The organism is Paenibacillus sp. cl123 (genome assembly GCF_900101595.1).
GTDB lineage: Bacteria > Bacillota > Bacilli > Paenibacillales > NBRC-103111 > Paenibacillus_G.
The window spans coordinates 273,455-295,470 of record NZ_FMYY01000005.1 but is presented as its reverse complement, the minus strand read 5'-3'; the positions used below and the strand labels follow the sequence as shown (position 1 = coordinate 295,470).

Here is a 22,016-nt window from a genome sequence, read left to right as displayed (position 1 = left end):
CTTCATGTCATTCCTGAAGCCCTTTTCGCTACCCAATATACCTTGCCCGACTCTCAGCCGAACAGCCCGAAAAACAAACAAAAAGCGTGATTTACGCGCATGCGAGAGGTATAAAATCTAATCATCGGTTCATTCTCCGAAGTCGCCGCCGCTTTTACGGAAATGATCCGGGGTTTTGCCGCTGTATTTTTTAAACGAGATATAAAAATACTTCGTATTGTCGAAGCCGACCATCTCGCCGATCCGGTTGGCGGGAAGATCGGTGGTCAGGAGCAGCGCCTTCGCTTTTTCAAACCGGTATTCGCTGATATAAAGGTTCAGCGAAATCCCGGCGATGTCTTTAAATACCTTTCTCAAGTAATTGACGGACAGCCCGGCAAGCTCGGACAGCGCTTCCACGGTCAGATTGGAATCGGTGTAATGCTCATGAATATGCTGCTTCAATTTCTCTACGATCATCGCGTTTTTCTGCGTCGACTGCTTGTCTCGCAAGCTGACTGCGGCTTCGATCAGTCCGGCGAACCATTCCTCCATCTGCGCAAGCGTTTCCCACTTGAACAATTGCTGGCCCAGAGCGCCGATATCCGTACCGAGTCCGCTCACCTCTCCCGACGCCATCGACTTGGAGGTGCGGGTTATCGTAAACAGCAGCTGATTAAGGAGCAGCAGCATTTCATCGAAGGAGGCTCTTCGGATGCGGGTGACATATTCCTTCAGAGCATGGACGGCTTTGTCCGTATCGCCCAGTCGCATGCCGTCGGCCACCTGCTTTTCCATGGAGCTTGACACCGCATCGGGGACCGGCTCCCGGCTGTCTTCGATATCTCCGAACGTCAGACTTTGCCATCCGAACACAAGCCGGTAGCGCGACGCGTTATAAGCCGACTGCCAGGACTTGGGCACATCGTGGAGACTGAAGGCGCATGACCCGATGGCAGCGGATACGGAAAGCCTCAGGTAACGCTTGGTGTTTTCCTGCATGTCCCTGACCAGATGGGTCAGCTCAGGCACCATCCCTTCCGGCTTCAGAAACAGAATGACGATCCGATCCTCCCCTCCGTCAAACGCATGTGTGGGAAAATACGCCGCTCCAATCTCCTCCGCTATGTTGGTGATGGCGTACTTCAGCAGCATGAGATCGCGGGTAGAGTATGCTTCGGAAAGCTCCGTGAACGAATCCAGACGAAGCATACATACCTGGTAGCCGGGCGACGCGGGGTCAATGCCCGCTTGGGCCAGCTTCCGCCCCATCTCCGCCTCGCCGGTCCAGCCTCCCGTCGTAAGCCGCTGAAGCACCTCTCTTTTTTCCGTATTTTGATATCCCGCCACACTGGTCTGCAAATCATGAACTCTTCGCTCCATATAACGGAAAGCCGCCGACAGCAGGTCAAATTCACTGGCCGCGTCCGAGACGGTGGCGTGCTCCGGCGTTTTGCCAATATTGGTGACCAGCTTCTGAATAGGGCCGTAAATGATCCGGGTGAAAAACGCGCCGCTTATCGCGACAACAATAAGCAGCACCGCGGTTACCGTCAGGATGAACCGTTTGATGGCGTTCACCTGGCTCAGCAGGTTTTCGTAATTGACGTTGCCGATGAAGATCCAGCCCAGGCTGTCCGACTTGATATAAAACATGCGGTGCGGCTTGCCGTCAACCTCCGTCTCCAGCACGCCCCTGCGCGCGGGCGTTTCCAGAATGCGCGAAACCGCCTCGACGTCCGACAGATTCTTACTGATCATCTGATGATCCGAATGAGAGATGACGAGTCCTTGCCGGTTCAGGATCATGGACTGGAACGATTTGCTGCCGACGCCGTTCATCATCATGTTCTGGAGAATCTGCTGATCCACATTGAGGATCAGGCCGCCGTTCATAAACCTCTCGCCGCGGGTGGAGGTATAAGCAACCGTGATCAAATTGCCTTCAAACGGCTTGGTGTCATAGACGAAGGACGTATTTCTCGGAATAAAGATGCTGCCGTCCACCGAAAGGCCGTTCTCCATCAGCTGCAAAATCTGCCGGTCATAGAAGTCGTCGAAGGAACGCGCGGTGGTCAGCGACGAAAATACGAGCTCGTGCCGCTTATTCACCAAATAAACGGAGTGCACCATCGGATTGGCGTTTGCCAGATCCGTCAGCTTCGTGCCGATGCGTCCCATAAGCTCGGTGTCGAAGGCATTTGCATACAAACCGGCTTGGATATCCGCCGAGCTGTAGGCGCTTGCGAATTGCAGGTAAGCGGAATTCAGCATAATATCGGCCGTATTGTAGGATTGCTCCAAAGCCCGGTCCGTCGAAAGGGTCAGCTCTTCCTTCAAATTCCGCGAAACCTTGGAGGTAATGACCAAAGTCAACACACCGATCACCAGCAAGCCGACGAACAGATAGGAGAGGATGATACGAACCAGCAAGCTTTTCCTCAGTAAAAATGCCCGAATAGCTTTCATTGCCCTCGCTCCAGTCAAAAGGTATTTTCAAATTTGGCAAAATGAGAGCGCTTTAGTCCCCTTGCGTTCAGATGCAAATGCAAAAAGCCGAGCCAAGGCTTGAGCTTGCTCATGCCCTTGCACTCGGCTTTTCCGGCCCGCTGCCGTTCCTAATCGCGGCCGCCCACATTATCCTTAGCGGACTTCTAATGCTTCTCCTCTGACGCCGCCTCTCCCAGCTGTTCCCAGCCTATAATCTTGTAGCGCACGCCTTCATAGCTGCCGCTGCGCTCCGCCGTGCCTTCCGCGCCGGCCGGCCATGACAGCCTCAGCCAGTTGTAGCGGCCCTCCCGGTACTCGAAGGTCGTGCCGTCGTCTTCATACAGGAACGCTTCTTCCTCCGGCGCCCCGTAGGCCCGGACCGTGATCTCGAACGTCGCGTCATCGGCGACATAAGGCAGCGGACGAGCGAGCGGCAGCAGCGTCCCTTCCTTCACGAACACGGGAATCCTTGCCAGCCCCGGCGCGCATACATACGCATGTCCCCCGTCGTATCGCTCGCCCGTCCAGAAGCAGCGCCAGCCCCCCGCAGGCAAATAAACCGAACGCTGCGATTCCCCGGTCACGATCGGAGCTACCAGCAAGGAATCCCCCATCATATACGCATCGTCGATACCATATGTGTTCGGATCATCCGGATAATCCATAACAAGCGCGCGGAACGGCGGCAAGCCTTCCTGGTTATACTTGGCATAGCTTGTATACAGGTAGGGAATCAGGGACATTCGGATTTCAAACAGATTCCGGCACAGATCCCGTATTTCCTCGTAATTGTCCAGAAACTCGCCTCGGATGTTTTTGTCCCGGTCTACCTGCATCCACGGCGGATTCGGAATTCTCCAGCAGTTCAGCAAAGCCATCGGCGAGAACACGGCGGTCTGGATGCGCCGGAGCAAGTCCTCCGGCGACTCGGCCTGCCGAACCTCCGGCGACCACAACAGCCCGGAGAAGCCCGAATTAACAACGCCGCGGATGAATACCTTATGGTTGTACAGATCGCTGTACAAGACGAACGGAAACGGCGCGGCCAGCGCCCCGGAGGCCCGAACCTGGGACAAGGTTCTTCGCCCTGCCGCCTCGAACGGAGCCTGAATCGCCGCTTGGTAAAGCGTTCCGAGCTGATTATGCATCTGTTCGCCGTCCATCCCGGAGGGGAACTTCGCTATATCCGGGAACGACCAGTTGGAATGCACAAAGTCGGAGCTGTCGCATTCGTCCAGCTTGAAGCCCGCGATTCCCTTTTCTACAAACTCCTTCAGATGGTGACTCGCAAAAACATCCCTTGCTTCCGGAACAGACAGATCGGGCACAAGCCCTTCCCATACCTCGTAATCGCCCGAATGGGGCAGCAGCTCCTCATACATCGGCGAAGTCGGATGGACAAACAGATGCTCCCACAGATTGACCCGGTAATGGTCCCGGTACAGCTCATCCAGCATTTGTTCATGATCCGGAAAACGGCCCTGATCCCACACGAAGGAGCAGGAGTATGCCTTCGTCTGCCAGCCCGGCTCGAAGCCGAAGACGTCCACCGGCATGTTGTCTTTCCGGAAGCCGTGCGCCAGCCGCTCGATGTCTTCCCGTTTCGCGGCGCTGTATGCGCGATACCAGATGCCCAGCCCCCACGCGGGGGGCAGGCTGCCGCCGCCGGAGAACAGATTATACCGCTGCACGGCGCTGCGCATGTCGGGACCTTCGAAGAAATATACATCAACACCCTGCGCGGATGGAATATCGACAAGCATCGTCCGGTCCCCGGTCGCGGCCTGATAGCCGTACAGCTCGATTTCCGAGGTGCCGACTTCCTTCTGCTCCAGCTTCTTCCCCCGGGAGACCCCTTTGGGCAGGCTCGTGCCGCAATAAAACGCGGCATACCGCGAGGTGTCAACCAATACGCCGTAGCCGGCCGTCGATACGTAAAACGGCACGGGGGCATGGCTGTCGCCCGTATCCGCTACGGGATCGCTGTTGACCCGGATGACTTTCTTTCTCCCCGTATGATCGACGCGGTGAAGCTGAAGCCCGAAGCCGTATATATGCTCCTCCTGCTTGAGCGGCAGCTCGATCAAGACGCCTCTGGCCGTCCGCTCCAGCCTTAGCTCCTCCGCGCGAAAAGGCGCGTTCCCCTCTGCTGTCAGCTCGTCCAGCGCCTCTTCCTTCATAACCGTCTCCCGCAAGCTTACAGGCGTGTGTGTCTCGGGATGACCGAACCGCAGCATCCATACCCCGTTGGCAATACGCTTCATCTTATTCGCGCTCCTTGTAGGTGAAATAGTCAAAATCGGCATAACGCCTAGCCTCGCTCAAATCCTGCACGCACAGCCCGACCATCGAGCCTGTAAAGCCCAGCTTGCCGCCGTACTCGTCAGACAGCATGCCGAAGTCCAGCTCAGGACCGATGCGCTGCCAACCTTGACCGTCCTGCGAGATATACAAAGTCAGCTTGGCATAGTCAACGATGCCCCTCAGGTACACTTGCTCCCAGCCGTTCACCCGCACCTTCTCGTCCGCTTCGCGAAGCTGCGCCCGCTCGCTGATTTCAATGCCCGCATAAACGCCCAGCTCCTCATTATGGCTGACGCGAAGATAGAAATATTCGCTCTCATCGTAATAGAATACCAGCCCGGCCATCTCATAATACGACTCCGGGGCAAATGCCACGCATGTCTCCGCCTCGCAGCGGAAATGCTTGATCCGGCGCGCTACCATGCTTTGCTCATGCCAGGAATACAGCGACTCCCGCCCGGTCAGTCGCAAATAACCCGGGCGCTCCGTCAAGCTGAGCCAGGCGGCGTTGGCAGGTACCCGCAGCGTTTGCCAGTGCAGGCCCAGCTCGCCGCCGTCGAAATGATCCGTTGCCGGCTCCTCCGCAAACGGATGCGGCTCAAGCGCGGGCGCAGGCAGCGTCAGCTGCGCCTGCCTTCCTCCGCCGGCCAGCCGCGGCCAGCCGTCCGCCGTCCATTCGATCCGCTGCAGCGCCGTCTCCCGCCCGAGCGGATTCAGCTGCCTGCCGTCCGGCAGCATGCGGGCGCAGATGATCGTCATATACCATTCGCCGCTCTGCGTCTCAACCAGGCAGCCATGCCCCGCATTTTGCAGCGGATGCTCGCCGTCTCCTGCAGAGGTTACGATCGGGTATGCCGGATCGACCTCATATGGTCCTTCGATCGTCTTGGACCGCATCATCGTCGCCGCATGATTGCGGCCCGTGCCCCCCTCGGCGACCAACAGATAATAATAATCGCCGATTTTATACAAATGCGGACCTTCCGTTACCCCAATGGCCGTCCCCTTCGTCAGCCGCCTGACAGGTCCGGTCAGCTTACGCTCTGCGGCATCGTACTCCTGCATATAGACGCCGCCGAAGCGAGCCTGTCCCTGCCGGTGATCCCAGTGCATATTGAGCAGCCACTTGCGCCCGTCCGTATCGTGAAAGAGCGAAGGATCGAAGCCCGTGCCGTTCAAATAAACCGGATCGGACCACGGTCCGAGAATACTTGTTGCCGTCGTGACATAATTGCGCATGTCCTTGTAGACGCCCTTGCGGCTCCGCATTACCGTATAACACAAGTAGAACACGCCGTTATCATACGAAAGACACGGCGCCCAGACGCCTCCGGAGCTGGGTATGCCCTTCAGGTCGAGCAGGCGGGTATCGTTCAACGGATAAGCGAGCAAACGCCAATGAACCAGATCCCTGGAATGATAAATGGCCACACCCGGGAACCATTCGAAGGTGGAGGTCGCGATATAGTAGTCGTCCCCCACGCGAACGATCGATGCATCAGGGTTAAAGCCTGTAATAATCGGATTGCGGATCAACTTCGGTTCACTCCTGTCCAAGTCCTTTTATGATTAAACCTAACATAACTGCATAAGGAGGAGAATGCGGTTTTTTAAGCGGAATATGCAGCAATTTAAGAGGATGGGCATGTTAGTGATATAATGACATATATTCCTACGAAAGGATGTCATCCATGGACAAAACCGAGAAGCAGAAGATGCTGGCCGGAGAATTATATCTGGCTTCCGACCCCCAGTTAACCAAAGACCGCGAGCATGCCAGAAACTTAACGCGCTTGCTTAACCAGACTCTGGAGACGGAACATGAGAAACGAATAGAACTGCTCAAACAGCTATTTGGTTCAACGGGCCAAAACGTGTATGTGGAACCGACGTTTCGTTGCGATTACGGCTACAACATCCATGTAGGGAACCATTTTTATGCCAACTTCGACTGTGTGATTTTGGACGTGTGCGAAGTCCGCATCGGTCAAAATTGTTTGATGGCGCCAGGCGTACATATTTATACAGCTACACACCCGGTGAATCCGTTGGAACGCGTATCCGGGGCGGAATTCGGAAAACCCGTCACGATAGGCAACAATGTCTGGATCGGAGGAAGGGCGGTTATCAATCCGGGCGTGACGATCGGCGATAATGCAGTCATAGCTTCCGGCGCGGTAGTGACCAAAGATGTTCCCGACAATGTTGTCGTAGGAGGAAATCCTGCCAAAGTCATTAAGAACGTTGACCTGTAATCCATCTGTTTCAGCACACTTGAGCTCATAAGCAAAAAGGAGTCCTTCTATCGATGCGGGGGACTCCTGCCATGCTAACGCTTTTGACCTTTGTACTCCTGGGGAAGCTTGCCGAAGCGCTTCTTGAACATGTCGCTGAACTGCCTGGCGTTGTTGTAGCCCACCCGCTCCGCGATTTCATACACCATCAGATCGGATTGCAGCAGCAGCTTGACCGCCTGCTTCATCCTCACTTCCGTCACGTACTGCTTGAAGTTTTGCTGCGTATGCTTCTTGAAGAAGCTGCTGAAATAATACGGATTCATGAACACCATGGCCGCCATGCTCTCCAGCGTAATATTTTCCTGATAATGCTGCTCGATGAATTCCTTCACCATGCTCATCTGCTGGGCGTCCTTGCCCGTCCCGGCCGCTTGCAATTGACGGAGCATGCCGGCAATCTCCTGCCGCACATACTGCAGCAGCTCGCCGAACTGCGGGAACCCGTGCATCCTCGGCAGCTGGTCCTGGCCGAGCCCGGCGTATTCGATCCCAACTTCCCTGAGCCCCTCCGCCAGCTCCGTCAGCAGCGTATAACCCGCTGTAACGGCCGCTTCCTTGCTGCCGGCGGCTTGCGCCTCCATCGCGGCGCCGGCTTTGTCCAGAGTGGCGGACAAGACGCTCTCGTCCTTGCCCAGCAGCGCTTGCAGGATAAGCTGGCGAATCTCCGCCAGGCCGGAAGCCGCCGCCGTCTCTTGAAGCTGCAGCCTGCGCGCCTCTCCATGGCTCCAGGCGATCGCCTGGCCTCTGCCCATAAAATAGCTGAGCCTGAGCGCATCCAGGGAGGAGCCATACGAAAGCTTCAGCTCCTGCAGCGAGTGGGCAGCACGGCCAACGCCGACCGTAATCCGGGTTTTCAAGAAATAGAGCACCTTGTCCGCCATCTCTTCCCCTAAGGCGAGCATATCGCTATCCTCCCGGTGATTGACGATCACGCACAGATGCTCCCCCTTGCGCAGCACAAGCCCTTCGCCATGCTTGCGCGAAAGCTCATCGGTCAGATTGGCTACGGCAAACAAAACGAGCCGCTTCTCATGCTCCCCCCATGATCCGTGGCCGGCTTCGAGCGGCTCCAGCTCTATCGTTATAGCGGTAAAGAGCGCCTGCGGGAACGTTATGCCTAGCAGCTCCAGCTGCCGCTGCGCATCGCCCAGTCGAATATCGCCTTCCGTCAGCCGGTCGAACAGCTCCTCCAGCTGCGTCTTCCGGTCTTTCTGTTCATAGGCTGCCAGCTTGCCCAAGGAGGTCTGCTCATTCGTTTTCTCTTGAAGGAGAGACACCGCCTTCTGAACCGCGGCCAAGAGCAGCCCCTTCTCTACAGGTTTCACCAAATAATCGACCGCTCCGAACGCCAGCGCATCCTTGGCATACGAGAACTCCTGATAAGCGCTGATAAATATAATTTTCGTCTCCAAGCCTTTGCGGGCAATCTCCTTGATCACATCGATCCCCGAACCGTCCGGCATGCTGATATCGGTGATGACCAGCTCCGGCTGCTCCTTCTCGATCAGCTCCAGCAGCCCCTTGCCTGTCCAGGCTTCGCCTGCAATGCGAATACCGAGCTCATCCCACGGGATAAGCTTTTTCAGCCCGCGTATGATGACGGGCTCATCGTCAGCCAATATCGCTTTCAGCACGGGAACTCACCTCCTTCACGAAAGGAATGACCAGCCTTACCGATGTTCCGATCGGCTGGCTGCTATTGATTTGCAGTCCGTATTGCGGTCCATACAACGCAATGAACCGATCATGAACGTTTTTGAGACCGATGCTGCCGCCCGCATCGCCGGGCTGGTCTCCTCTAAGCTTGGCCCTCAGAAGCTCCAGCGCATCGGATGACATGCCAACCCCGTCGTCGTCGACGGTAATATAGATGCAGCCCTCCGTCCCCTTCTCCGCCGTAATGCGTACCGTGCCCTTGCCGGTTTTGGGCATAATCCCGTGATAGATGGCGTTTTCCACGAGCGGCTGAATAGACAGCTTCGGAATGGGAACGCTAAGCAGTTCGGACTCGAAGCGAAACTCCATCGCCAGCCGGTGCTCCCCGTAGCGGTATTCCATCAGCTTGAAGTATTGCTCGATATTCATCTTCTCTTCGGAGAGCGGCACCGTTTCCTGACCGTAATCCAGCACATATTTCAACTGGTGGGACAGCGACAAAATCATATCTCCGACCTCATGGTCGTCATTGGCCACCGCGCTCATGCGGATGACTTCCAGCGTATTGTACAAGTAATGCGGGCGAATCTGGCTCTTGAGCGCATGAAGCTCCGCCTGCTTCTGCTTGATCTGGGCGACATAAACCTCGTCGATATAGCTCTGAAGACGAACAACCATCTTGTTGAAGCCCCTTGCCAGCAGGCCAAGCTCATCCGCCGATTGTACGGTCACCTGCGTATTGAAATTGCCGGACTCGATCTTGGACATCTGTCTCGTAATGCTCCGGATCGGCCCCGAGAGCCGGTTTGAGAATAATACGGCTACCAGCACAAGCGAGACGAGGCATAAGCCGATGATCAGAAACAGCGTCCCCAGAATCTGGTCGATACGTCCGAACATCTCTTTCTTGTAGAAATCCCCGCGAACCGTCCAGCCCACTTCCTCCACGCCCTGCTCCATCTGAATAAAGCCCTCGTCCCGGGCCGGAGCCTGATAGGGCTGCCCGATCAGGTTACGCTGATTGCTGTAAATAATCGTCCCTTGCGGATCAAGGACATAGATCGAATCCCGCGGCCCCAGCATCAGCTGCTGAAAGATTTCATCAAAAGCTCCCATGTTCACATCCATAAAAAAGGTGCCCACAAGCCGTCCGTTAAGTCCCGGCGAGCCAAGCACATCCGTTAAATTCCGCGCAAAGGTCATCACCTGCTCGCCCGAGCGAAGGTAATAGTCCTCGGTATGCGTAGGAAAAAACGCCAGCGCTCCCCGGTCATGGAGCTGATCCCTCCAGCTTTGCTGCGGGAAGGCAAAGCTGACATCGAACGATTTGTTTTGCTTGCTAAGATGCTGCAGCGTGCCGTCGACCGTAACAAAAAATACATTCTGAAGATGCCGGTCCGTATAAAGCATCGTTCGCAAAAAATCATCGATCGTTTGCGTTAATTGAAAGCTTCTTTCGGCTTTTTGACTGGCGATCGCTTGGCCCAGCTGACTGAACTTCCCGTCAACTCCGTAGGAGTACATCAATTTGGTAATCCCGTTATATTTCGTATGCATATCGTGAATATTTTTACCGGAAAACAGCAGCATTTGCTCATAGTTATTCACCAGATTGCGCTCGATATACGCGCTGAAGGTGTTTAGCGAGAAATAGCTGACCAATAAAAGCGGAACGAGACCGACGACAATAAAGGAAAACGTAAACTTGGCGAATATGCTTTTGCGGATGCCGGTTAAAGTAGCCATGTTCATTGCGCGTCTCGCTCCCTTTTCTTTGCTCGGAAAGTATCCTCTGTACCTCATCTTATCAGGTCGAAGCCGGAAATCCAACGGATGCTCCTCGGCTTTCGAGCCCTTCCCCAAACTCATTCTTCCCGAAAATCAATGCCCCAAGCGAACTCGTTGATATCGAAGTGCCCCTGCGGAGCAAGCACCGGCTCCCCGTTTATCCGGAAGTTGATAAATTGAATCCCTTGCACCGGACGCTCCTGATCGAACCCGTGAATGCGGCTGATCCGGCTTCTGCTTCCCCGGTACGAAACGTCGCGAAACGTGATGTTCTCAATCCTCTGTCCCGGTGCGGGGTTATAGTCCTTGTTCCGGACGACCCGGATATCCACCACCTGCCCCAGCTCGAAATCCTCGAGGCGAATCTGCTCGTAGCTCACATTCCTCACCGTGTTTTTGTCCCCGGCATTGATGGCCATCGCCCCCCAATAATTCGGCTGGGGCTCATGATGCTCCAGTACGTCAATATTATGGAAACGGATATCCTCGATCACATCCCCCTCATGATGGTGATCACCATGCGTGCCAATCATCATCGGATGGGCGACATCGGCCCAAAGAATCGAATTGCTCACTGCAATATCGCGCGTTCCTCCCCTGTAATCCCAGCGCGACCCGTAGATGGCGATGCAGTCGTCCGAGGTGCGGAGGAATACATCGTCGATCTCGATATGAGAGCTGGCCATCATGTCGATGCCGTCGGACCATCCGCGTGTGCTGAACGATTTGAAATTACGAATGCGGATATGCTCGGACTTCCCGATGTAAATGCTGTAATGCGGAGGATCAAGCGTGATGATGCCTTCGATATCGATGTTGCGGGAGAATACGAGGCGAATGCCGCGAAAGGCGGAAAAACGATGGAAATCGGATAAATACAAAATACCCCTGCCGCGTATCGTCACGTCATGCGCCCTGTCGCACAGCAAGGAGCCGACGATGACTGCGCCGCCCGCCAAATAAACGGTCGTGCCGGATGGAATCCGCAGAATCGTTTCCTCCAGATAGTGCATCCCCGGAGCGAAATAAATCACCTTGGGCGCTTCGCCGCCCGGCTTCACCGGCTGAGCCGCGAGCCGGTAAATATCCTCGGTGCGGTGGATTGCCGGATTCAGCACCAAAACTCCGTCATCTGCCGGTTGCGGCGCGTTCTCCTCCATCGGATTGGCAAACAAGTGCAGATTGGAGAACCGGTCTCCGTCCATTTCAATCGACAGCTTGCATGGCTTCTCCAGCATAAAGCTGACAGCATTGTCCTCTTCCCTGAACGGTATGTCTGCGGCCAGCGGGCGAATGACGACTTTGCTTACGACGGCCTGACAACCCTCGATTCGGACCTCCACTTGCCCTTCCATATCAAAATACACCATAGACGCTTGCCGAACCTGGTGCATATCGACCTTAACCTCATAGACGAACAGCTCCTGCCAGGACTCTCCCGGTATTCTCACCTTCACCCGGTAATCATTCCGGCCTGCCGCTCCCTTTGGAGCTTCGTACACTTGTAGTATACTCATCCTGATCCCCCGTCTTCATTCCATAAAGTAAAACCGCTACAGGTGATCACCATGTAGCGGCTATGGGGATTACCCCTTGGTTGCCCCGGCTGCAATGCCTTTGACAAAATATTTTTGCAAGAAAATGAAGGCAATCAGCACCGGAATAATCGAGATCACCGTACCCGCAAACACCATATCCCACTGAGAAGCCAATTCGCCGACGAATTTGAAAATCTCGACAATCATCGTTTTGGCCTTGTTCGAAGGAAGGATCAGGCTCGGCATCAGAAAGTCGTTCCAAATTCCGAGTCCCTGCAGCACGACCATACTGGCGGTACATGGTCCAAGCAGCGGGAAGACGATCTGCCAGAAGGTGCGCATCCGCGAGCAGCCGTCGATAGCCGCCGCCTCCTCGATCTCCGCGGGAATTCCTTTAATAAAGCTGGTGTAGAGCAGCACGCCCATCCCGACCGAGCCCGAGATATAGATCAAGATCGGTGCGGTCAACGTGCCGTAGAGGCCAAGCGCCTTCATCTGCTTAAACAAGGGAATCATATACACCTGGAACGGGATCATCATCCCGGCTAGGTAATACACATATATCGCGTTCGTCCATTTTTTGCCCGTCCGCTCGATCGCGTACGCCGCCATCGGGATGAGCAGCACCATAAACGCAATGGAGGTCAAGGTCAGAATAGCGCTGTTCAGCATCGCCGCCGGAAATCGGGTTTTGGTCCACAGATAGATAAAGCTGTCCACGTAGAAGCCGCTGGGGAAAGCGACGGCATCCCTTAAAATTTCGCCGTTCGTCTTGAACGCGGAAATGATACTGAAATAAATCGGAAAGCAGAACAGTATCGCGATAACCAATGTGACCGCAAACATGGCGATTTCGATCCATTTATTCGACTTGTGCATCTTACATCTGCACCTCCCGTTTGCGAAGCAATTTCACCTGGATGAGAGAAACGATCAGGATCAGGAGGAAGAGGACAAGCGACAGCGCCGTGCCATAGCCTTGTCTTAGCTCTCCGAAGCCGACTTTATAAACGATGTAGGTCATGGTTTCCGTTGCAAACCCGGGACCTCCGTCGGTCATTACCGCAATTTGGTCAAAAATTTTGAGCGCACCGATCATTGACAGCATCACGCTGACAGTCATCGCGCCGGCCAGCAGCGGAAACGTAATGTGACGGAATTGCTGCCAGCGGTTGGCTCCGTCGATGGCCGCCGCTTCATTAAGCTCCGGCGGAATTCCCTGAAGACCTGCCAGGTATATAATCATATAATAGCCTGAGCCTTTCCAGACGGTTGTAATAATAATGGCGAGCATCGCGTAGTCCGGATTGCCGAGCCAGTCCACCTTCAAGAAGCCTAAACCGATTTTTTCGAGCAGTTGAGAGATAACGCCGAAGTTATAGTTGAAAATAATCGCCCATACAAAACCCATGACAATCCCGCTTAACAGAACGGGAAAATAAAAAATGCTGCGGAACAAGTTTTTGAACCACCGCACCTGATCGACCAGCATGGCGAGCACGATAGCCACCACATTTTCCAGAATGACCAGCGTTACGGATAAGATCAGCGTATTCTTAAGTGCGTTGTATACCCGATCGCTCTTCCACATTTCAGTAAAGTTGTCGAAGCCGATATATTTGACATGCGGACTGACCCCGTCCCATGACGTAAAGCTCAGGTTTACGCTGTTCAAGGTCGGATAGATCACGAACATGGTGTACAAAATAAAAGAAGGAAGTATAAACAGGACGGAATAGGATAACCACCACTTCTTCTTTTTATTCGCTGGCTTCGCCAGGGTGTAGCCGGTCGCATTGACGTTGTCCATCATCTCTCTCCTCCTTCCGGTGCCTGTAAGGAGGGCGACCTCCGCTTGCGCGGAGGTCCTTCCTTCACCTACATAATCTGTTTATTTGGCGGCTGCGTTCGCCTTCACGTTGCTGTCCCATTCCGCATCCATCTTCTTCAGATACTCATCGCTGAAATCGCCTTTGACGAGCCAATCCTGGATCAGCTTGTAGTACCAGTTGCGCCATTGCGGAGGCATTGTATTTTCTCCCCAGAAAGCATTGATTTGCAGAGATTTAATCGTTGAAGGATTGCTCATTACTTCAAGCACGCTCTTCATTTGCGGCGTCGCTTCATAAGTTACCGCTTCCTTGGTCGTCGGAATTCCGTTGACGGCCTTCAGGTGACTGGCGTATTGCTCCTTGCTGAAGAAAAATTTGATAAATTCGGTCATAGCCGCCTTTTTATCCGCATCCTGAGCGGCCTTGCTCGAAAGCGCCCAGCCCTGCTGGCTGTTAAGCCCGTTGACGACGATTCTGCCCTTTCGGTCCGGAACCGCGTACCAGCCAAACTCAAACTTCGGATCGGCCTGGGCAATTTGCGGGAACATCCAAGGCCCGGAGAACAGCTGCGCCGCTTTGCCGGTTACCAGCATGGAGGCGGTCTGGTTGTCTGCCGTGCTCAAATATCCTTTGTCGATATAGCCCTTGGCGAACAGTTCATTCAGGCTTTCCATCGCTTTTTTCGGGCCGGCATCGGTAAAGCTGACCTGCCCTTTCGTCCGCTTGGAATTCCAGTTCGGATCGTCGGCGAACACTTCGTCCATCAGAAATTTATTGACCCAGAAGCCCCAGTGGAAAATATCTTTGCCGCCGAAGGTGATCGGGGTAATTCCTTTAGTCTTCAGCTTCTCCTGGATAGCAAGGAATTCATCGTAGGTTTTAGGCAGCGCCGTCACCCCGGCGTCTGCATAAGCCTTCTTGCTGTAAATAATGCCTTGCGGCGCGCTTCCCGCGATCGGAGCCGTATAGTTTTTGCCGTTGACCTTTGGGGCGTCCGAAAACAGAGTCAGCAGCTCGGCGGGAAGCTCAGCCAGCTTGCCGGCGTCGGCAAACAGCTGGGTGTCGCGCATCTCTACCAGATCCGGGAATTCGTTCACCGCATCCTTCGTCTTGAGCCAGTCTAGGTAAGCCTGCGAGCCGCCTTCGCTCAGATCGGTAATCTTGATATGCGGGTTCGCCTTCGTAAAGGCTGCGATGGAGTCTGCCATCGCCTGCTTCGTTGCCGGATCGCCGGTGGCATACCCGATCGTAAAGGCGACGTTCTTTTTCTGTTCGGCCGCCCCGCTGCCTGCATTGTCGGCCGGCGCGGAACCTGAGCCGCTACCGCCGCCGCATGCCGACAGGGCGAGAGACATAGCCACCGCGCCTGTCAAAACCGTAGTAAGCTTTCTCTTTGTCATGTAGTAAACCTCCCTTAGTTCGTTCGTAAGTTGGCTATCGGAAGAACCGGTTCCCGTTACTTTGTGCCGGTCCCTCTCTCTGTTTCAAGACTACCATACCCCCAAATGCAATAGAATGAGGTTTTTTTAGCTCCATATGCGGTCTTTTAAGAAGTTGCGGAAATGAAGAAGCCCTTGCCGTCAGGATGCCCGGCAAGGGCAGGAGAAAATCAGGATAAACGGTCCTTCAGCCAATCGAACGACCGGCGGCCGCTCACTTCATGCCCGCCCGGGAACAGATCGAAGCTCAGCGCCTCCTCCGCCTGCCGGCTTCGGTAGATAGAGCGAAGGTCATCCGCCGCTCGGAGGAAGCCGGCCGCAGGGAAGATCGGGTCCCTTTCCCCCGATTCCAGGAACAACGGTCTTGGCGCGATCAAGCCCATCAGCTCCGGCAGCTCGGCTTGCGTCAGCACGCCGGGCGTAAAGTTGCAAACACAATGATGTACGGCCATGATGCTGTCTTTGAATGTATTCGGGAAGCCGATGAGCACAGAGGCCCGAAGTCGTGTATCGAGCGCCGCAGTCAAGAAAGCGATAAGGGCCCCGCCCGAAAAGCCGACGATCCCGATTCGTTCGGGATCGACCTCCCTCATCCCGGCAAACGCCTCAAGCGCCCCAAGCATTTCCGCGACCCGCAGTCCGGTCAGCGTCCTGCCCAGCATCAGCAGTTGCGTCGCCATCCGGTAGCAGGAGCTTGGAGCGTCCGCATCCCGGTCTACATCGGCCTGCATGCGGCGTTCGCCAAAGCCGATAACATCGGGAGCGATGACGATCATTCCCCTGCGGACAAGCTGTACGGCAAATTGATTGTGAATATCCGGCTTGCCTACGGTCTTCGCCCCATTCGCCTGCATGCCGCAAATTTGCCTGCTTCCATAGCCATGCCCATGCACCGCGATGACGCCGGGGAGCTTCCCGGCCGCTCCGGCAGGCTTCAGGATATACGCCCCGAACGAAAGATCCGGGACGACCGACAGCTCCACTCTGCTGCGGCTGTAGCCGTCGCATTCGCTCTCTTCCTCCATGACGGAGCAGCCGATCTCCGACTGCCGCTCCCATGCTCCAAGCGACTCCTTAACCGACTCAAGCAAACGCTCCCGTCTTAGATCGGGCGGCAGCCCTGCCGCAGCTGCCGCTCTTGTTAAGCCTGCCTCAACGTATAATCGTTCCAAAAAAGCATCGCCTGTCCACATCCGAGTGTTCCCCCCACATTGTTGCTTCATACAAACACGCCTACAGGCTTATCCCTTCGGCCTGATCCAGAGCGCTTGCCCGCCGGATGCCGCCAGAGCCATGGTAAGCCTATCGCCGGACTGGATGTCCATGACAGTCCTGCTTACCTTCGTTCGCGACTTGGCCTTCTCATCATCGGCGTATACCGTTGCCGTGTAGATCGTACCCGGCTCCAGGAAGCTTGCGACGAGCGGCAGCTGCCTGGGCTGCTCATTGGTGATCGCGCCGACAAACCAGGCAGCCCCCTTACGCCTGGCAATTACCGCATATTCGCCGATCTCGCCGGCCAGCACCTTCGTTTCGCTCCACACGGTCGGCAGCTGCTCGAAAAATTCCATCTCAGGCTCGCCCTCGAAGCTGGACGGCTTGTCGTACCACATGATCGAGTGCAGCGGACTGTAAGCAATGACGGACATCGCCAGCTGATGCGCATGGGAGTTCCTCAGTCTGGCGTCATAGTAGCAGATCGTATAATCGCCGCAGCCTGCAACAAAACGCGTAAACGGCAGCGTCGCATTATGCCTCGCCGTCGGAAAATGCTCGTTGCCGCGGATGCCCTCTACCGTTATCAGGTTCGGATACGTCCGGCTGTAGCCCGTCGTCCGGTAGGCGTCGTGCACATTGACGATCAGACCGTATTCCGCGCAGCGCCGGATGCAGTCGTGCAGCCACACGGTCCACGGCTGAGGCCCCGTATTCACGAAGCCGAATTTGACGCCCTTGACGCCCCACTCCTTAAACACGGGAAGGAACCGGTCGAGCTGCCGTTCTACGGCCCGCCGGTCCAAGTATAAGAGGATGCCGATGCCCTTCGACTCTCCATACTTAACCAGCTCCGGAATATCGATCGTATGGGTACGCTCTCCGGGCTTTTGATTATAGAACCAGACCTCGTTCACAGGGTGGAAGCATTCCGCAGCGTCATCGAACGGGTCGCCGTACCAGCCCCAGTCCAGCATCACATACTGCAAGCCGTGCTCCGCCGCAAAATCGACGCAAGCTCTGCTCCCCTCCGGGGATAACGTCACATCCCGGATCAGCTTGCCAGGCACAATCCAGGAAGGGTCCTGCAGCTTGCAGGGCTCGTTCAGGTTAAGGATCACATAATTGCGCTCCAGCAGCTCGCCGGCCCGGTCGCCGACCAGCAGCACCCTCCAGGGGGTAGCGAAGGGAGCGGTTCCCTTCACCCGCTCATCCCCTTCCGTCTTCCCGGCCATGAGCCCATAGCCGACGAAGTCGCCCAGCATGCCGCTTAACGCCGACTCTAGCATCCACGGATTGTCTGGATTGACCGACAGCAGCATGCGGGAATAATCGTGCAAGGTCGCTTCCGTTAGCGCAACATGGGTCCCGTCCGGATAGACGACCGTGAGCGGCCGTTCGCAGCAGGGCTTGATTTCGCTGACCGGCACGCGGCTGTATTCGCCTTCCGCCCCATGCTCCTCGAAGGCCGTGCAGCCTCGCGGAAAATGGAACTGCGAGCGTTCAGACCGAATCGTAAACGGCGGCAAAGCCGCCTGCTCCGGCAGCGAATAACGAAACGCGATGCCCTCGTCGTAAGCCCGGAATTCCAGCGTCAGCTGCCGTCCGTCGCCTTGTTTCTCCCGCAAGGCAACGGTCAGGCTGTTGTACCGGTCGGGAATCAGCTCCCGCTCCCCATAGAGCGGACGCCATGACTCGCGGACGGAGCCGCTATCCGAGCGAATGACTTCTAGACCGTCCTGCAGCAGCCCCGTCTCTTCGAATTCCAGTCCCAGTCCCGATTCCAGGATAAGCGGGCTACCTTTATAGCTCACCGTATATACCGGCGAATGCCGGGACTCGCTTAATGAGAATGCAAGCTCCAAGCTTCCGTCCGGGGAGTGCAGCCTTCTTATTTCGGTGATCAACGTGAACAACTCCTCTTCCTAGTTAGTACCGTTCGGATGATCCGTCCGTTCCTCCCGAAGCAGTCTGCCTGCCCGGTATTCCGACATGCGGACATTTACAGGAGCGGCTTCGCTCCGGGACACGGCGATATGCTGAGTTCTGCCGTCCGCAAGCTCGACCGTTACGGCATGCTCATCCATGGCCTGTACGGCGACCACTTTGGGCTCCGACTCGTACGGCTCAATGACCGTAATAAATCTGGCGGCCTTTCCCCGTGTTCGGACCGCATAGGTCATACGCCGCTGGGCTTCGTCCCCCGGGAACGCGTCAGCTCCTATAAGACCGACGAACCGGACCGCGTCCAGGCCGTCCAGGTTCAGCGTGATGACCGCATCGTGATCGTGGTCCAGCGGACTCGTCGGAATCGCCCGCGGATATGCGTTGCCGACGATCGTCACCCGGCCGCCCTCGTAATCCCGGCCGACGCCTTGGCCAGGATCGACGTTGTCGACTCGATAGGCAAGCTCGCTGAGCGGAAGTTGTCTGCCATCCGAGGTCATGATGACAGCCTCGCCCCAGAAAAGGGCCTGCTTCGTCTTAAGCGGATATTTCTGCTCGTTGTAAACCGGACCGTTGGTTACGCGCAGCTTCAGCTCGCGGGCGCCCTGCAATTCGACGTCACATTTCCCTTCGCCGAGCAGCCACGCTCCGAACTCCCCTGCAGCGCGCAGCTCGCCGTCGACCTCCACGCCGTACTTCAAAGGAATGGCCACGCCATGGCATTCCGCCGCCCGGCCTATAATATGAACCGCTTGCGGCGGCCATGCGGTATGAACGTCCATGCGGAGCAGCCCCGGCGTATTGTGGTTCGACCGATTCCCGCGCATATCCTCGCCTTCGCCGAACACGGTGACGAAGCTGGCCGTCGCCCCTCCATCCGCTTCATGCCAATGGCAATCGGTCACGAACTGGGCGTCCGACAGCTGATCATCCGTTAGCTGGCTCGTGTGCTTGAGATAGTTGAGCGATCCCCGCTCTCCCGGCCGAATGCCCTGGAACCCTTTACCCTGGAAAAGACTGTCGAATTGATGCTCTGACTCGCCCTCTAAGCTATCGAACAACACGATATAATCGTCGGTCACAGCCATCACTCTTCGTTGAACGACCGGCTCTGTGAAGCCGGAAAGCTCGCCATACGGAGGCCCATCCTGCACCTCGGGCAAGGAGCAGGCATTGATCCGGCAGCGCTCCTCCAGCGATTCCCCATCGTTGTACACCATCCCCCCATACGGAGGGTAAGACCAGGGGGATATCGTTTCGACCGCTGTCGCCTGAAGCATCCGGCCGCTGTAAAACAACAGCCTGCGTGAATCGCTCGGCACCTGCATTTTCTCATCGACGACGACCATATTTTTTGTGATCGAATTTTGCACGTAAAACTTGTACATGAAATGAGGATAACCCCACCACACATGCTCGGGATTGAAGAAGCTGCGCCCGTAGCGCATGACCGATAACAGCCCCGTACGGTCAAAATGCCCGTGGGCATAGCCGTGCGAGCCGTAGCGGATAACCGCCTGAATCTGATCCTGCTGCTCCCGGCCTGCGGTCTGGCTGCGGAGCATCGCTATGCCGACATTGTCCGCATAAGCGTTCTTCGCCGCATAGGAAGGCTCTATGTCCGGCAGCTCCGCATGTCCGAAGATCGGGTCCACATAGCTGTTTTGCCGGATAACCGGGATGTATGCGGGGTCCTTGTAATACTGGTACGCCAGATCGAAGGTCGAGCCGAAGTGGACCCCCTCCAGCTTTTTCTCTTCGGAGTCGCTGATGCCGAACAGCACCCCGCGGTAGTCGAGAAAAGGAATCGTCGCATCGAACATATCCTTGATGCAGACGTAATTTTTGACTCTGCCGCCCCACTTCTTGTTGTACATGCCAAAGCGAACCGGAGCGTCCTCCCCGTTATACGTGCTGTTTACCTCATCATTGTACGGGATAGAAAAATGCTGATGCAGCAAATTGATCCCGAACGGCAGCAAAGCATGCGCGGTATGGATATACAGCGAGGATACCCAATTGTTGTATCCGACCGAGCATTCGTACCACCATCCGTCGTTGAACAGCCCGTACTTCAGCTGATCGATCGAGCCCATGGGACCGAATACGAAGCGCAGCGCCCGCTCCATATCTTGCAGAGCGAGGGCGCAATAGAACGCGCCTGTAATTTCGGATAACAGCCAATTGGAGATATGGCCCCGCCGGATATGATGGTCCAAAACATCCATATAGATCCGAAACGTCTGCTCAACAGCCCGGTGATCCTCAGCCGTAAGCACGCCGGAGCTGTGAATAATATCGTACGGAATGGCCAGATGCTGAAAGAAATGCCCCTCCTGTACATAGCTTTGGCTGCAGCCCTTCTTTTTGCGCGGATATCCCGTCTCTTCGTCTGTAAAATAGCGCAGAAACGCCGCCACCTTCTCCGCGTAGCGAAGCTCCTTCGTGAGCGCGTATGCATACGCCGCCGACATGATGTAGTGCTCTTCCCCGGTATCGTAGCAGTAATCCCGCTCCTCCACCGGCACCGGCGGCTTCACGATCCAGGCTTCCGCATCGGCGATAATTTGATCATAGCCGGGTTTAAACGGAGGATACCGGTCGATTTTTCTTTTTGTCTCCGCCCATTGATGCTCATTGTGATAAATATACGGATGCGGCAATCTGCGCAGCGTCAGCAGCTCGATCTGCTCCGAGCTTGCCCCGTCCCCGTTCGCCGTGAAGCGAAGCATGGTCTTCTCATGCCCTCCCGGAACGATATTCGCATGAACGTCTACGGCAACCGTAATGGCCTTGCTCCCGTACGGTTCGAGGACAAAGGAGGACGGCGTAATGTTCGCCAGCAGCGATTCCCACCCGGTAAATAGTTGCCGGACCGCAACGCTTTGCTTTACCTCCGTACAATTATGCACCGTCATCTTGTAGACGACGGACTCCCCGACATCGCCGGACTTGCCCCGCACCTCCGAGGCGATGAAAAGCTTCTCTCCACGCATAAGCCGCGCTTCGAGCAGCGCCGCGTTGCCGCTCCATGACAGCCGCTTCAGGAACCGCCAAATATTCGCTTTCGCCGTTTCCACGGAAAAATCCAACAGCCTGACAGTGACTTCTTGCCTGCCCGGCCCGGCCAGCAACAGCGGGGCGATAACATGAAAGTTGTCCATAAAGCTCGCTTTCACGGCAATCTCCGTATGCTCATCGCGCGCCAGGATTGTCAGCTTGAGCCCGAACCAGCCCATGACATCGACCGCGCAATCATTTCCCTGTTCAAAGCCGATCGGATACCAGCCCTTGGCTCCGGCCGGAGCCGGAAACTCGGCACATAATCCTTGAGCTAGCTCATAGCCCTGATCAAGCCGCTGCCCCCGGATGCTCCAATCCTTCAATACATCGACTGACGTTAATACGGACATGCTGCAAAACCTCCCAATCTTCCTTCACTTTAGAGCCGTTCCGGCTCCCTGCGGACTCTCTGCCCAAGCCTGATCCCCGATTATTGAGTTTAAGGACATGCCAAGCTCTCACGAAACA

General features: G+C 55.8%; 13 protein-coding genes. 1 reads left to right on the top strand and 12 read right to left on the bottom strand.

Translation table 11 applies throughout. The features are described 5' to 3' along the window. Positions 1 to 129: 129 nt before the first annotated feature. From BLR08_RS11920 to BLR08_RS11910, 3 genes are all read right to left on the bottom strand, one after another. Positions 130 to 2,448 carry a helix-turn-helix domain-containing protein gene (locus tag BLR08_RS11920; protein ID WP_072329292.1) on the bottom strand — a complete coding sequence of 773 codons (2,319 nt, stop codon included), beginning with the start codon at positions 2,446 to 2,448 and terminating at the stop codon, positions 130 to 132. A gap of 185 nt (positions 2,449 to 2,633) precedes the next feature. Continuing rightward, positions 2,634 to 4,733, bottom strand: a complete 2,100-nt coding sequence (locus BLR08_RS11915) for a glycoside hydrolase family 31 protein (RefSeq protein ID WP_072329293.1) — start codon at positions 4,731 to 4,733, stop codon at positions 2,634 to 2,636. A 1-nt stretch (position 4,734) separates the two neighbouring features. Further along, on the bottom strand, positions 4,735 to 6,309 hold the full coding sequence (locus BLR08_RS11910; protein WP_072329294.1) for a glycoside hydrolase family 43 protein: 1,575 nt from the start codon (positions 6,307 to 6,309) through the stop codon (positions 4,735 to 4,737). A gap of 155 nt (positions 6,310 to 6,464) precedes the next feature. Between BLR08_RS11910 and BLR08_RS11905 the strand changes: the two genes are divergently transcribed. Next, complete coding sequence (locus BLR08_RS11905) at positions 6,465 to 7,028, top strand: maltose acetyltransferase domain-containing protein (protein WP_176835498.1); 564 nt, start codon at positions 6,465 to 6,467, stop codon at positions 7,026 to 7,028. A gap of 74 nt (positions 7,029 to 7,102) precedes the next feature. Here BLR08_RS11905 and BLR08_RS11900 read toward each other — a convergent pair whose 3' ends face one another. From BLR08_RS11900 to BLR08_RS11860, 9 genes are all read right to left on the bottom strand, one after another. Next, the gene (locus BLR08_RS11900) at positions 7,103 to 8,704 is read right to left on the bottom strand and encodes a response regulator (protein WP_072329296.1); all 1,602 of its coding nucleotides are present in this window, start codon (positions 8,702 to 8,704) and stop codon (positions 7,103 to 7,105) included. After that, entirely contained in the window at positions 8,682 to 10,478 is a 1,797-nt protein-coding gene (locus BLR08_RS11895; protein WP_072329468.1) for a cache domain-containing sensor histidine kinase, read from the bottom strand. Before BLR08_RS11895 ends, BLR08_RS11900 begins: the two co-directional genes overlap by 23 nt. Before the next feature lie 113 nt (positions 10,479 to 10,591). Further along, positions 10,592 to 12,031 (bottom strand): glycosyl hydrolase family 28 protein, encoded by a 1,440-nt coding sequence (locus BLR08_RS11890; protein ID WP_072329297.1) that lies wholly within the window; start codon positions 12,029 to 12,031, stop codon positions 10,592 to 10,594. A 69-nt stretch (positions 12,032 to 12,100) separates the two neighbouring features. Beyond that, positions 12,101 to 12,931 carry a carbohydrate ABC transporter permease gene (locus tag BLR08_RS11885; protein WP_072329298.1) on the bottom strand — a complete coding sequence of 277 codons (831 nt, stop codon included), beginning with the start codon at positions 12,929 to 12,931 and terminating at the stop codon, positions 12,101 to 12,103. 1 nt (position 12,932) lies between these two features. After that, positions 12,933 to 13,865, bottom strand: coding sequence for a carbohydrate ABC transporter permease (locus tag BLR08_RS11880; protein WP_072329299.1), 933 nt, complete (start codon positions 13,863 to 13,865; stop codon positions 12,933 to 12,935). 78 nt (positions 13,866 to 13,943) lie between these two features. Continuing rightward, positions 13,944 to 15,284, bottom strand: a complete 1,341-nt coding sequence (locus tag BLR08_RS11875) for an ABC transporter substrate-binding protein (RefSeq protein ID WP_072329300.1) — start codon at positions 15,282 to 15,284, stop codon at positions 13,944 to 13,946. A 209-nt stretch (positions 15,285 to 15,493) separates the two neighbouring features. Beyond that, positions 15,494 to 16,516 carry a dienelactone hydrolase family protein gene (locus BLR08_RS11870; protein WP_072329301.1) on the bottom strand — a complete coding sequence of 341 codons (1,023 nt, stop codon included), beginning with the start codon at positions 16,514 to 16,516 and terminating at the stop codon, positions 15,494 to 15,496. 48 nt (positions 16,517 to 16,564) lie between these two features. Then, positions 16,565 to 18,445: a glycoside hydrolase family 97 protein gene (locus BLR08_RS11865; RefSeq protein WP_176835497.1), complete on the bottom strand. Its 1,881-nt coding sequence runs from the start codon at positions 18,443 to 18,445 to the stop codon at positions 16,565 to 16,567. An 18-nt stretch (positions 18,446 to 18,463) separates the two neighbouring features. Next, complete coding sequence (locus BLR08_RS11860) at positions 18,464 to 21,898, bottom strand: COG1470 family protein (RefSeq protein WP_072329303.1); 3,435 nt, start codon at positions 21,896 to 21,898, stop codon at positions 18,464 to 18,466. Positions 21,899 to 22,016: the final 118 nt, after the last annotated feature.

Bases quoted from the DNA above. Each gene is read 5' to 3' on its own strand.
- BLR08_RS11920 (WP_072329292.1), bottom strand. From the start codon at position 2,448: ATGAAAGCTATTCGGGCATTTTTACTGAGGAAAAGCTTGCTGGTTCGT.
- BLR08_RS11915 (WP_072329293.1), bottom strand. From the start codon at position 4,733: ATGAAGCGTATTGCCAACGGGGTATGGATGCTGCGGTTCGGTCATCCC.
- BLR08_RS11905 (WP_176835498.1), top strand. From the start codon at position 6,465: ATGGACAAAACCGAGAAGCAGAAGATGCTGGCCGGAGAATTATATCTG.
- BLR08_RS11895 (WP_072329468.1), bottom strand. From the start codon at position 10,478: ATGAACATGGCTACTTTAACCGGCATCCGCAAAAGCATATTCGCCAAG.
- BLR08_RS11890 (WP_072329297.1), bottom strand. From the start codon at position 12,031: ATGAGTATACTACAAGTGTACGAAGCTCCAAAGGGAGCGGCAGGCCGG.
- BLR08_RS11885 (WP_072329298.1), bottom strand. From the start codon at position 12,931: ATGCACAAGTCGAATAAATGGATCGAAATCGCCATGTTTGCGGTCACA.
- BLR08_RS11880 (WP_072329299.1), bottom strand. From the start codon at position 13,865: ATGATGGACAACGTCAATGCGACCGGCTACACCCTGGCGAAGCCAGCG.
- BLR08_RS11875 (WP_072329300.1), bottom strand. From the start codon at position 15,284: ATGACAAAGAGAAAGCTTACTACGGTTTTGACAGGCGCGGTGGCTATG.
- BLR08_RS11870 (WP_072329301.1), bottom strand. From the start codon at position 16,516: ATGTGGACAGGCGATGCTTTTTTGGAACGATTATACGTTGAGGCAGGC.
- BLR08_RS11860 (WP_072329303.1), bottom strand. From the start codon at position 21,898: ATGTCCGTATTAACGTCAGTCGATGTATTGAAGGATTGGAGCATCCGG.